This is a genomic window from Paenibacillus sp. P5_B5 (assembly GCF_056400365.1).
Window position 1 is genome coordinate 46900 of the sequence record NZ_JBFULK010000008.1, and the last position, 13201, is coordinate 60100.

At 38.6% G+C, this 13201-nt stretch carries 11 protein-coding genes, 1 riboswitch and 1 other annotated feature; all 11 genes read left to right on the top strand.

Annotated elements, in window-relative coordinates; translation table 11 throughout:
- Positions 1-4 precede the first annotated feature (4 nt).
- The 11 genes from AC1DOK_RS12435 to AC1DOK_RS12485 all read left to right on the top strand — a co-directional run bounded on the left by AC1DOK_RS12435 (position 5) and on the right by AC1DOK_RS12485 (position 13156).
- Positions 5-859: an ABC transporter ATP-binding protein gene (locus AC1DOK_RS12435; RefSeq protein ID WP_477554597.1), complete on the top strand. Its 855-nt coding sequence runs from the start codon at positions 5-7 to the stop codon at positions 857-859.
- Positions 856-1560 carry a fluoroquinolone export ABC transporter permease subunit gene (locus AC1DOK_RS12440; protein ID WP_477554598.1) on the top strand — a complete coding sequence of 235 codons (705 nt, stop codon included), beginning with the start codon at positions 856-858 and terminating at the stop codon, positions 1558-1560. The genes AC1DOK_RS12435 and AC1DOK_RS12440 overlap by 4 nt, the downstream gene beginning before the upstream one ends.
- A 2-nt stretch (positions 1561-1562) precedes the next feature.
- Complete coding sequence (locus AC1DOK_RS12445; RefSeq protein ID WP_477554599.1) at positions 1563-2291, top strand: hypothetical protein; 729 nt, start codon at positions 1563-1565, stop codon at positions 2289-2291.
- Positions 2292-2326: 35 nt separating this feature from the next.
- Positions 2327-2743, top strand: coding sequence for a hypothetical protein (locus tag AC1DOK_RS12450; RefSeq protein ID WP_477554600.1), 417 nt, complete (start codon positions 2327-2329; stop codon positions 2741-2743).
- 203 nt (positions 2744-2946) lie between these two features.
- Positions 2947-4539: a DUF5050 domain-containing protein gene (locus AC1DOK_RS12455; protein WP_477554601.1), complete on the top strand. Its 1593-nt coding sequence runs from the start codon at positions 2947-2949 to the stop codon at positions 4537-4539.
- A gap of 355 nt (positions 4540-4894) precedes the next feature.
- Positions 4895-5458 carry a sigma-70 family RNA polymerase sigma factor gene (locus tag AC1DOK_RS12460; RefSeq protein ID WP_477554602.1) on the top strand — a complete coding sequence of 188 codons (564 nt, stop codon included), beginning with the start codon at positions 4895-4897 and terminating at the stop codon, positions 5456-5458.
- A complete protein-coding gene (locus AC1DOK_RS12465) occupies positions 5455-6828 on the top strand; it encodes a hypothetical protein (RefSeq protein WP_477554603.1) in 1374 nt (457 codons plus the stop codon). Before AC1DOK_RS12460 ends, AC1DOK_RS12465 begins: the two co-directional genes overlap by 4 nt.
- Positions 6829-6896: 68 nt before the next feature.
- The gene (pepF, locus tag AC1DOK_RS12470) at positions 6897-8696 is read left to right on the top strand and encodes an oligoendopeptidase F (protein WP_477554604.1); all 1800 of its coding nucleotides are present in this window, start codon (positions 6897-6899) and stop codon (positions 8694-8696) included.
- Positions 8697-8761: 65 nt separating this feature from the next.
- Positions 8762-8863: riboswitch (purine riboswitch) on the top strand.
- Between the two features lie 270 nt (positions 8864-9133).
- The gene (locus tag AC1DOK_RS12475; RefSeq protein ID WP_477554605.1) at positions 9134-9706 is read left to right on the top strand and encodes a xanthine phosphoribosyltransferase; all 573 of its coding nucleotides are present in this window, start codon (positions 9134-9136) and stop codon (positions 9704-9706) included.
- Between the two features lie 17 nt (positions 9707-9723).
- A complete protein-coding gene (locus tag AC1DOK_RS12480) occupies positions 9724-11022 on the top strand; it encodes a nucleobase:cation symporter-2 family protein (RefSeq protein ID WP_477554606.1) in 1299 nt (432 codons plus the stop codon).
- 54 nt (positions 11023-11076) lie between these two features.
- Positions 11077-11380, top strand: a binding site (T-box leader).
- A gap of 87 nt (positions 11381-11467) precedes the next feature.
- The gene (locus AC1DOK_RS12485) at positions 11468-13156 is read left to right on the top strand and encodes a glutamine--tRNA ligase/YqeY domain fusion protein (RefSeq protein WP_477554607.1); all 1689 of its coding nucleotides are present in this window, start codon (positions 11468-11470) and stop codon (positions 13154-13156) included.
- Positions 13157-13201 lie beyond the last annotated feature (45 nt).

A 13201-nucleotide genomic window follows, 5' to 3' on the forward strand; every position in this document is an offset into this window, starting at 1 on the left:
TGCAATGATCACAGTAGAGAAGGTACGGTTTACTTACCCAGGTCAGAGAAACCAAGCTATTCATGGTATTGATTTTCAAATAAATGAAGGACAGATTTTTGGATTTCTAGGTCCATCAGGAGCGGGTAAAAGCACGATTCAAAAAATACTAATCGGGATTCTTAAACAATACGAAGGAAGTGTTCGTGTACTGGGCCAAGAGTTAATGAACGTGAAATCAGATTATTATGAGCAAATAGGTGTTGGATTTGAGTTTCCGAACTTCTATAGTCGATTCACAGCACTTGAGAACCTTTCATTGTTTAGATCTTTGTACAAGACAGATACGGAAGATCCTAGTAAGCTACTAGCTATGATGGATTTAGAGAAATATGCTAAAACCAAGGTTTCAGATTTTTCCAAAGGAATGAAGATGAGACTCAATTTATGTAGAGCTTTACTAAATAAGCCAAAGGTATTGTTTCTAGATGAACCTACTTCGGGACTAGATCCCGTTAATACAAAGTTAGTGAAAGACATCATACTAGCGAAGAAAGCAGAGGGTCAAACAATCCTCATCACGACCCATAACATGCATATAGCGGAGGAAATCTGTGATCAAGTCGCTTTTATTGTTGATGGTAGAGTATCCTTAATTGCTTCTCCTAGAGAATTAATGCTTAGCAAAGGTTCCAGGCAAGTACGTGTAGAGTATCAGGAACCAAGTGGACTATTGCACAAGGACTTCGCATTAACGGGGTTACATGAGAATAAGGACTTTCTAAGTCTCCTGCAGCATAAATCAATCGAGACCATTCATACCCAAGAAGCGTCGCTTGAAGATATATTTATCGAAGTAACTGGGAGGGGCTTGGTATGAGATTGATGTCCGCATTCTTATACGATATTAAGCTACAGATCAGACATGGATTTTACTATGCGTACTTATTCGTAACTATCACCTATATCGTCATTTTGAGACTTCTTCCTGTACACTTAAGAGAGATAGTAAATGTCGTATTGACCTTCTCAGATCCAAGTGTGATAGGCTTCTTCTTTATCGGTGGACTTGTGCTCCTTGAGAAAGGGCAGAACATATTTGATAACTTATTTGTTACACCTTACAGGCCTGGAGAGTATATTTGGTCCAAAACACTGTCATTATCTTGTTTATCCGTCATAACGAGTCTAGTTATTCATATAAGTGCTTTTGGTAAAATATCGAATGCGTTCTTGTTTACAAGTGGCGTGCTGCTAACTTCCATTTTTTTCACACTGGTAGGATTAGGTGTCGCTGTTCGTTGCCGTACGCTAAATTCATTTTTTTTACAATCGAGCGTTTATTCATTCGTATTTGTCATTCCATTAGCTGAAACCGTTGGTTTGTGGAATAGTCCATTGTTTGGTTTACTCCCTTCCAAAGGATCCTTATTGTTGATCAGTTCAGCATTTAAGCCGATTGGAGTAATCGAGGGGATATATGCATATCTCATTTTGATTGTGTGGATTTGCCTTGCTTATATATGGGCGAGTAGTTGTTTTAGAAAGTTTATCACATTAAATATTAATGGGGGTAAATAATAATGAATCGGATCCTACATCTCATTAAAATGGATATTAGACAGATTAGTCGCGATTCAATGCTAGCATTAGCTATTATGGCTCCATTATTGCTGCTTGTAGTTGTTCGGTATGGAATTCCAATCCTTACAGATCAATTGAATCGGAAATTAGCCTTTGATTTGACATTGTACTATGATCTGATGCTAACCTTTGTGATTGTTCTGATTCCGCTATTACTTGGAGTCTTAACGGGGTTTATGATGCTAGACGAACGTGATGAGAATATTATCCAATATTATGCTGTAACCCCGCTTCAGAAGTCTGGTTATTTCTTATACCGTCTGACCATGCCCGTTGTATTGTCTATCTTGTTTACTTTCCTGCTTATTCTATATGGGGATATTGGATCACCAACTGTAATCACGATGATTCCAACTGTACTCTTATTAGCGCTTGAGGCACCTATTCTAACACTAGTTCTTGTTGCTTTTGCTAATAACAAAATAGAGGGGCTTGCTTTATCCAAAGGTCTCGGAATTATCGTATTTATCCCGGTGATCGCTTACTTTGTTCCATTCCCATGGCAATTGTTAGCTGGCTTTGTCCCAACGTATTGGGCTTCACAAACCTTTCTACTCGGACTTAAAGGAGAATGGGGCCTTAGCTTGTTCTTCGCATTTATTGGTTTAGCAGTGCATGTTGGCATGCTGCGCTACTTGTATATTCTCTTTTTAAGGAAAGTGGATTAAACTAATTCATATCTCAGTTGAAAGAAGGTAGGAATGTGATAATAAAAAAAAGACCTATTTTTCTATTAGGTGTAGTATTCTCTTTAGTGATAATTGCCTTTATAAGTTTTAATCTGTTTGAAGATAGGTATGATTCTAGTATTTTTGGTCAATTTCAAGCGTTTACCGTAACGATAAATAACCAATCAGACAACGATATTGTTTCGATAGAGACTGGATTAATAAAAGGGACTTCAAAGGATACTTATACAAAAATAATTAAAAGCGGTGAAAAGACCAAAATTAAGCCTGAGCTCAGTTTAAGTGGTGAAGGAGCAGTATATATCAAATATACTGATTCAAAAGGAAATACCAAAGAAAAAACGGTATGTGGGTATACAGAATCCCTGTCGGGGAATTCAAAGGTAACAATTGATAATAATAAAGTAACTGTTGAAGAAAACTGCATGTAAATTAGTGCAATTGGTGTAACGTGGATAACCACGAGGGATCGAAGCACCTATTGTTCCTCATTAAAATTAGCTTTTGAATTAGCATTTATCTTTAAAGTGGATTTGCACGAGGTTGCTTTAATATATTTGTTGTGAAACTAATTGAACGAATATTGCGTCAAATACATATCGAGAACAGAGTGAGAAAGGTGAGGTTGATTTCTGTGAGAAAGAAAATCGTTTTATATGCTGTTTTGTTAACTCTTAGTTTGAATTTAATATTGCCTCCTAAGGAAAGCATCGCTGCAGATTCTAATGTAAAAGTTACATTGCCAAAGTTTCCTATTAAGCTAAATGGAAATAAGGTTGAAAATCAATATCGAGAATATCCGCTATTAGTCTATAAGGACATAACCTATTTCCCCATGACATGGTACGATTCCAGACTTTTGGGATTACGAACGGAATGGACACAGAATGATGGACTTAAAATTGTGAAAGGGAATGTGACATCATCTTTTGTCCCTGACAGAACAAGTCATACAAATTCGAGCAGCTACAAGGCAACAGTACCTACCTTCGAGATTACAATAAACGGAGGGACAGTAGACAATTCAAAAGAAGAATATCCACTTTTAAATTATAAAGATGTTATTTATTTCCCTCTAACGTGGAAGTTTGCACATGTTGAATTTGGATGGGATTATGTGTGGAGTGACTCGGAGGGACTCTCGATCACTTCTAATAACCCACAGGTCAAAGCAGTGAATCTTCCAAAGTCTGCAGGTGACAATGATGTTGCTGTGTTTAAAGAGTATTATTACTTTACAGAAACGGTAGAGAATACGAACCAAGTCTACAGAGTACCTGTAAATAACACCTTACATAAAGAACTGGTATTGTCTTATGAAATGGATTCCAAATACGGCTTTAATAAGAATTTGAAATTTGAAATAAGAGATAATGAACTTTGGTTTTCTTATCATCATGGTGGAGCTACAATGGGCTCTGATGTGTATGGTAAGATAAACGACCAAGGCAAAGCTTCAATAGAACATCAAGGATATCTCGATTTCAAAAATACGCCTAATGGAACCTTAATCATAAATCAATCTGTACCTCCAAGCGGTAATAATCTTTTATTGGTACCATCCGGGCAAGAGGTTATTAATGGCAAAGCCATAGGAAATCCCAAACTTATATACGGATGGCACTCATCAGCTAACGGAACGGGCGCAAGTCTCGGCACTGATAAATCCACTACAATAATTGGAGACGATGTTTACGTACTGGCATCATCGGTTGCTGCTGAACAAAGAGATCCAAATAAAGTCTACAAAATAAACTTAAAGACGAATGAAACGGTAAAGATCATAAATTCTGAAGTAAGTAATTTCAAAGTTGTAAATAACAAGCTTTACTATGTAAAAGATGCAGATCAGTTGTTATATTCATCGAACATGGATGGAACAAATGAGCAACAATTATCGGATAACAAGGTTGCCAATTGGTATGATGAAATAGACGGAAATGTATACTACACAATGGGAAATACAACGGGACAATACAAGCTTTACAAGGCAGAGCCATCTAAAGAAGACACTATACTATTTAAAGAGCCTTTAGAAATCGTCCAAATAGTGAATGACAAATTAATATGCAAGCTAGTAGCGGGAGAAGATTATGGTGTTAAGGTCTTGGACAAATCAGGAAATCTTCATTTAGCCATTACAGATCAGGTTTCAAACGTATTTGCATATGGTGATGACATTCTTATCGTGACTATAGATGATAAATCAATAAAGTTGGTCAAATAAATAACGTTAGCCAAGAGAGGAGTCTGTAAGCGCAGCTCTTCTTTTAGTTGTGTTGAATCTCCTGAGATTCTTAAGGCTCAACACCAAAATCAGTACTTGAAAAATTGTAATGGTGCCGATAGATGACCGCTGTGTGGCCGGATTGTCCATATGATCGCTGCCCACCCCCAGATTTCTTGATCATATACCGCTTATAGCGGTAGAACTGATTATGATTCAGAGCTATTCTTATTTTATATTTAATGAATATTTCAAAGAGCAACGAGCAGTTGGTCTTTTTTGATTCGTTCGTGAGGGATTATGAATAATGTTAACGTAGTCATATATAGAATGAAATGGTATTTGAGGTGTTAGGATGAACATAACAGAAGATAATGTGATTGAAAGATTCAAGTTGCATGATCCTGATGCTCTTCAGTATATAATGGATAACTACGGAACAAGTGTTCTGAATCTTGTTAAACGAATATTAATATCAACGTGTAGTAAAGAAGATCAAGAAGAATGTGCAAGTGATGTGTTCATTGCCGCATGGAATCGTATTGAAGAATATGAAGATTGTAAGGGAACTTTCAAGACATGGCTATATATGCTAGCCAAATACAAAGCACTTGATTATCGACGCCAAAAGCTAGGGAGGCACCAAACAAGTGATTTATACGCCGATGCAGTCGATGCGTTGGAAACGGAACAAATTGTTTTGGACAAAGAGCAAAAACAAGAAATCATTCAATTGATTAATTCTTTTGATGAGATGAATCGAAGCATATTTTATCGAAGGTACTTCTGGTATGAGTCAATTGAATCTATTGCGATTAGCATGGGTTTAACATATAAAGCGGTTGAGAATCGCCTAAGCCGATCAAGAAAAATATTAAAACAGCAGCTACAACCTGAGATCCAGGAGGAATTGTTATGAGAGATCGGGATAATCAAGAAATGTTCAATTGGATAGATCATCTGGATATACGTCATAGTTCAATTGAGTTAGACGAAATTAAAGAAACTGAATCTGGAAATTGTGATCAAGAAGCGTTAGAAAGGATCAAAGCTGTTACAATGACGAAACTTGGTCTTCATGCTTTGAATGTGAAGGAACCTAAATCCATTTTTTTTAGAAAATATAAAATAAGACTGTCATATATAGCAGCAGTTATTTGTATAGCTGTACTTATCTCAATTGTCGTTAGGACTCCAGATGTGAAAGCACAGCTTCAGAAATGGTTGCAGTACATACCAGGTTATGCGACTGTGCAAGAAACAGATAAACAGAACGTTCTGTATGTGTTAGAGTCACCTATCAAACATGAGATTGGTGCTCGGGTGCTTGAGATTAGGGAAGTAGTCATCGGAGACAAAGACGCTAATATAGCCGTTACGACTAAGGGAATGGATCGGATTGATCAATTTGTATTAAATAATTCGTTAGGGGATTCGTATATCTTTTCCTATCAATCTTTGGGGAGTTCTACTGGTGGATGGTCGGGTGATTTTCACTATGACGGTGAGATACAAATAACCGAAGACATGAGCCTTTCTATAGAGGAAATGGGAGAAATAATACCGATCAAACTTACAGTAGCAGACAAAGTGAATCGAATTGAAGAGCTTGGGGCTACAATGGTTCGTAATGGAATCGGTTTAACTGCCGTCATAGGTGCTCAAGATGCGAATAAAGTGCGTGTTACTATACTTCCAATTCTAACGCCTAATATGCGTATTCAGTCCTATGGGTTCGCTAGTATGGATCATATTCCTGGGGCAAAATTGATGACAGATCAGAATCAGGTTGTTCCTTTTGAACAGACAGAGCTTTCTCCTAGCCCAAATGAAATCTATTTCCAGCGAAATCAATCTGGTACAAATGGATTCAATTTAACTATTCCTGCTTTATCCATACAACAGAAGCTAGATAAGCCAATTAAAATATCCATTCCAATTCCTGCTGAAGGTACGAAGATATTAAATGAGCAGATACTACTAGGCGGAATACCCGTAGATTTAGTAAAGGTTGAGCGAATTCCAGAAGATAGAGCATCAAATCAAATCCGAATTTATTTAGACACTCACTATGATGCAGATGAGCCTAGAAATATCATGTACTTTGGTCCTGATTATGGTTATGAACACAAGGGAGGTGGTTATAGCTTTAATAGAAATGAGACATCTTGGGCAATTGAATACTTAGATATTGAGATTGAATCCAACGACAAATTGGCTACGTTCTTTATCACAGAAGGAAATTTTCTTTACAAGGGTCCATGGGAATTTAATTTAAAGGTAAATTAAGGAAATAACTAGTTTTATAATATATAATTAATGATATTATTTTAAATAATCGTAATGGAGTGATAACTATGCAAGAAAGACTGAAACGCTCAGATGTACCTGTCGAGTTAACATGGAATGTGGAAGACTTATTTGCAACGACAGAAGCTTGGGAAGCTGAATTGCAATCTATCCAGAAGAGTGTTCAAACCGTTTCGGAGTACAAAGGATTGTTGGCAAATGGTGCAAGTACGTTACTTGCATGCTTAAATGCAGAGGAAGCACTCTATGGACGTCTAATGAGAGCATATGCTTATGCGAGTCTACAAATGTCCGCAGATGGTACAGACACGAGAAACCTACAACTTGCTGGAGAGGTTGGTCGTATCGTTTCAGAGATTAATTCAGCACTATCGTTTATTAAATCAGAAATTTCGGAGCTGCCAGATGGATTGATCGAGCAATATGTAGAAGGGGAGCCTGAGCTTGCTGTATACCGGAATAGTTTAATGGATTTACTTGATACGAAACCGCATAAGCTAACTGCAGAGACGGAGCAAGTACTTGCATCACTAGGAGAATTACTCGGTTCACCTTATAAGATTTATCAGCGCGGTAAGCTTTCAGATATGACATTTGAATCTGTTGAAGATGAAGCGGGAACGAAGTGGCCCGTATCATTTTCACTCTATGAGAATAAATTTGAAGTGTTACCAGATACACAGCTACGCCGTGCAGCTTTTCAATCCTTCTCTAATACACTAGAAGTGTATAAACAAACGTTTGCCGAGACGTATGCGACTGAAGTGAAGAAGCAGGTTGTCATGTCACGCGTTCGTAAATATGACTCTGTTACAGATATGCTGCTACAGCCGCACAAAGTAACTCATGAGATGTACAACAATATTCTCACAATTATTCAGGAAGAGCTTGCTCCTCATATGCGCCGACTAGCAAAGCTTAAGAAGCGGGTACTTGGACTCGATAAGATGTTATTCTGTGATTTAAAAGCACCTCTTGATCCTGAATATAATCCATCTATCAGCATCGATGAAGCGGGACAATTAATTTTGGATTCGTTGCAAGTCCTAGGGCCTGAATACAGTGAGATTATGAAGTCAGCTCTATCAGATAGATGGATAGATTATGCAGATAATGTTGGTAAATCAACGGGAGCATTCTGCTCAAGTCCGTATGGAGCACATTCCTATATCTTAGTCTCATGGGCAGATAATATGAGAGGTGCTTTTACACTTGCGCATGAGCTTGGTCATGCAGGTCATTTTATGCTTGCAGGACGTAATCAACGATTGACGAATGTTCGTCCATCTATGTACTTTATTGAAGCACCTTCGACGATGAATGAGATGTTACTAGCTCGGCATATTTTGAACCAATCTCAAGATGTTCGAATGAAACGCTGGGTCATCATGCAGTTACTGGGCACGTACTATCATAATTTTGTAACCCATCTCTTAGAAGGTGAATTGCAAAGAAGAGTGTATGACGCTGCAATGGCTAATAAAACAATTACAGGCGATTACTTATCGAACCAAAAAGGCGATATCCTTCAGAACTTCTGGGGTGATGATGTAGTAATCGACGCTGGTGCGAAATTGACTTGGATGCGTCAGCCGCATTATTACATGGGACTATATCCGTATACATACGCTGCGGGATTAACAGCATCAACAGCTGTCTCTCAATTAATATTCGAGGAAGGTGCCCCTGCGGTAGAGCGCTGGATTCACGTGCTTAAGGCAGGAGGATCGTTACCACCGCTTGAACTTATGAAGCTTGCAGGGGTTGATATGAGTGATCCTAAACCAATTAGGAGTGCTGTTGCTTATGTTGGTTCATTAGTTACTGAGTTAGAAGAGTTATTCTAGGTAAATGGAAGTTAATTATCAATATTTTTCCAATAGCCTATTATCTGCTCCATCATGTATACTACAATTGATATTTCAATCGTACTCGTATAATGGCGGGAATTGGCCTGCTAAGTTTCTACCTGATCACCTGAAATGATCGGACTACGAGAAGATAGAGTAGTGTATATGAGTTTATATCTGTCAGCTTCTGGCATGATTATTTCATATTACACTTACATTTGTGCGTCTTTTCAACAAACTGGTTGATAGATGGTTATGTGTGAATGTGACTCGAGCTTCTTGTTTCTGATTTATAAGAGACAAGAGGTTCGAGTTATTTTAGTTATACAGAATTTCTTCTTGTTGCAACCGTTCTTATGTGAATTTGTACGAGCAGATTATTGTAGTAACAGAACTAGATGACAAGTACTAGATGAAACGGGAGGAAATAGGTAATGAAATTATTAGAGGATAAGATTTTAAGTGAAGGTATTGCCTTGAATGAGCAGGTCTTGAAGGTGGATTCATTCATGAATCATCAGGTTGATGCAAAGCTAATGCAAGAAATTGGACGTGAGTTCGCTAGACGTTTCAAGGATCATGGAGCTACTAAGATTCTAACAATTGAAGCTTCCGGGATCGCACCAGCCATGATGGTAGCTCTTGAGCTTGATATTCCGTTAATCTTTGCAAAAAAACAAAAATCAATCACTCTTACAGATGAACTCATTGTAGAACCGGTCTACTCCTTTACGAAGCAGATGACGAGTCATGTTGCTGTATCACGTAAGTTCCTGGATAAGGATGATCGTATCCTCATCATAGATGATTTCCTTGCCAATGGAGAAGCCGCACTTGGTCTAGGACGAATTGTGGAGCAAACTGGCGCAAGCGTCGTAGGTATCGGCATTGTAATTGAAAAATCGTTCCAACCTGGAAGAGACAAGCTACTTGAGGCTGGTTATCAGGTAGAATCTCTTGCTCGCATTAAAGCGTTATCCAAAGATTCCATACAATTCGTAGATTAAGGGAGACTAGTGATCAAATGCAACCTAAGAATCCATTACAGACGTTTTCACTAGGATTACAACATGTACTTGCTATGTATGCAGGAGCTGTTATCGTTCCTCTCATTGTGGGCGCCCAATTAGGTTTAACAGAAACTCAATTAACGTATCTAATTGCAATTGATCTTTTTACTTGTGGAATAGCGACACTACTGCAAGTATGGAAGAACAAGTTTTTCGGAATCGGTCTTCCGGTTGTACTCGGCTGCGCGTTTCAAGCTGTTGCTCCGATGATCGCAATCGGTCAGGAATATGGAATGACCGCCATTTATGGTGCTATTATCGTGTCAGGCTTGTTCGTTGCCGTGTTCGCTGGTTTCTTTGGCAAAATGATTCGTTTCTTCCCGCCCGTTGTTACAGGCTCAGTCGTTACAGTGATCGGTGTAACGCTCATTCCTGTTGCCTTAACAGATGTAGGTGGGGGACAAGGAAGTCCTGATTTTGGTAGCCTGGAGAATATAGGATTAGGCTTTGGCGTGTTGATCTTCATTATTCTGATGAATCGATTCGCGACTGGTTTCTGGCGTGCGATTTCAATCTTGTGTGGATTAATCGTGGGAACTATAGTTGCAGGGTTTATGGGTAAACTAGATTTTAATCCTATCCAGAATGCTGACTTGATACACGCTGTTAAGCCATTTTATTTTGGGACACCAACATTTGAAATTTCAGCGATTTTGACAATGGTGATTGTGGCTATTGTCAGTATTGCAGAATCAACTGGTGTATTCATGGCACTAGGCAAAATTTGCGACCAAGAGCTAACATCCAAAGACCTTGCTCGTGGATATCGAGCTGAAGGACTTGCAATCATGGTCGGAGGTATATTTAACTCATTCCCTTACACGACTTATTCACAGAATGTGGGCTTGGTTCAAATGAGTAAAGTGAAATCACGTAACGTAATCGTCGCAGCAGGAATAATACTTCTTGTAATAGGTTTAGTCCCTAAGATCGCAGCATTAACCATTTTGATTCCAACATCAGTTCTTGGTGGTGCAATGATCGCCATGTTCGGCATGGTTGTATCCTCAGGGATCAAAATGATCGGATCACAGGTTGACCTTAATCGTCATGAGAATCTGTTAATTATCGCTTGTTCTGTAGCAATGGGGTTAGGTGTAACTGTTGTTCCTGGGCTATTCGATCAACTGCCTACAGGCGTTCAAATCTTAACGGATAATGGTATCGTAGCAGGAAGCTTTACGGCAATTGCATTAAATCTACTGTTTAATGTGTTAGGACAGAAGAATAAGACAGCTGAAGCTGGCGAATAGGATATAAAGCTTTGGACAATATTAAATGATAAATGTATAATAATTCTAATATTTTTAAAAGTGATGAAGAGAAGAGTAGATAAATCCATTCTTCTGGACAGAGAGCTCCGGTTGGTGCAAAGGAGCAAGAATGATTTATTGAACCAAGCCTCCGAACAGCATGTCGGAACGAATAACCGTAAGAAACGCATCCGTCTATAACAGACAGTGAAACCGTTTCTTCACGGGGGATGACATGACAGGTGCTCCTGTTACAGAGCTAGAGTATAAGCATTCTATGGAATGCCGTACTTGATGAGGTTAATATGGCGACATATTAATAAACCTGGGGTGGTATCGCGAGAATCTCGTCCCCAAGACAATTTGTCTTGGGGGTGAGATTTTTTTGTTTGTATGAATGAATTCAATTCGCAATACGCTTGATAATAAGAAGGAGGGTATAAGCATGAGTAAGGACTTAGAAGCGGTCACGGACAATTTTATGTATAGAATGATACATGAGGATCTTCAAGCTGGGACATATGGTAGAGATATTTGCACCAGATTTCCGCCTGAACCAAATGGTTACCTCCATATCGGCAACGCATATGCCATTCATACGAATTACCTTATAGCCCAAAGATTTAATGGCAAGTTTAATTTGCGCTTTGATGATACGAATCCTCTGAAAGAGAATATAGAGTATGTGAACGCCATCATTGAAGACATGAACTGGCTGGGCTACGATCCAGGCAACAATATATTCTATGGATCAGACTACTCGGAAGAAATTTTCGATGCTGCTGTAACTTTGATTAAGAAGGGTAAAGCCTATGTTTGCGATCTTTCTCCAGAAGAAGTGACAGCATACAGAGGCACGCTTACTGAATTAGGTAAGAATAGTCCTTACAGGAACCGCTCTATCGAGGAAAACCTGCAATTGTTCAGCGAGATGAAGGAGGGTGTTCATCCATCAGGAGCTAAAGTACTACGAGCGGTGATTGATATGAGTTCACCAAATATGAATATGAGGGATCCTGTGATCTATCGAATTATTCATAAGGAGCATTATCGAACAGGGAATAAGTGGTGCATTTATCCGATGTATGATTTTGCTCATCCCATTCAAGATGCTATCGAAGGGATAACCCATTCCTTGTGTTCCATTGAGTTTAAGGATCATCGTCCCCTGTATGAGTGGGTATTGAATGAACTGGGTGTTATCGAACCGCCTAAACAAAGAGAATTCGGTAGACTAAGTATTACAGGCGTTGTAACGAGTAAACGTTATTTAAGACAATTAGTTGAAGGGCATTATGTTGATGGCTGGGATGATCCCAGAATGCCTACGATCCAGGGACTAAGAAGAAGGGGATATACACCAGAGAGTATAAGGAATTTTATAGAAGAAATTGGTTTGATTAGAAATCAAAGTACAGTTGATATTGCTATATTAGAACATGCTTTGAGACAGGATCTCAAGTCCAAAGTAAATAGTGTTATGGTCGTATTAAATCCGCTGAAAGTAGTCATTACAAATTATCCAGAAGACGGCGTGGAATACGTAACCATTGAGAATAACAGCGAGAATAAGGAGATAGGGGAGCGAAATGTACCTTTTTCGAGGATTATTTATATTGAAAAAGATGATTTTATGGAGCAGCCGTCTAAAGGCTTTCATAGGCTTACTCTTAATTCAGAAGTGCGACTTAAAGGTGCCTATTATATTCGATGCAATGAGGTAATAAAGGATGAACAAACAGGTGATATTATCGAGCTTCACTGCACCTATGATCCTAGGACCAAGAGTGGTACTGGGTTTAATGAGCGCAAAGTAAAGAGTACGATTCACTGGGTATCAGCAGAGCATGGAACCAAAGTAGATATCCACCTGTATGATAGGCTTATTCTGGATACAGATCTTGTGAAAGATGACACCAAGTCGTGGGATACCTTAATCAATCCTGAATCTTGTGTAGTCGTTAAGGATTGTATCGCCGAGTCATCATTGGCAATAGCACAGCCTGAGGATAAATTCCAATTTATAAGACATGGGTACTTCTGTGTGGATAGTCAGAACACGGCGACAAATAAACTGGTCTTTAACAGAATCGTTCCACTGAAAGATACATGGAAGAAACAAAGTCATAGCTGATCACCATGAGTATTTAAATAAAAAAGTGCTTTAATGCAACCAATT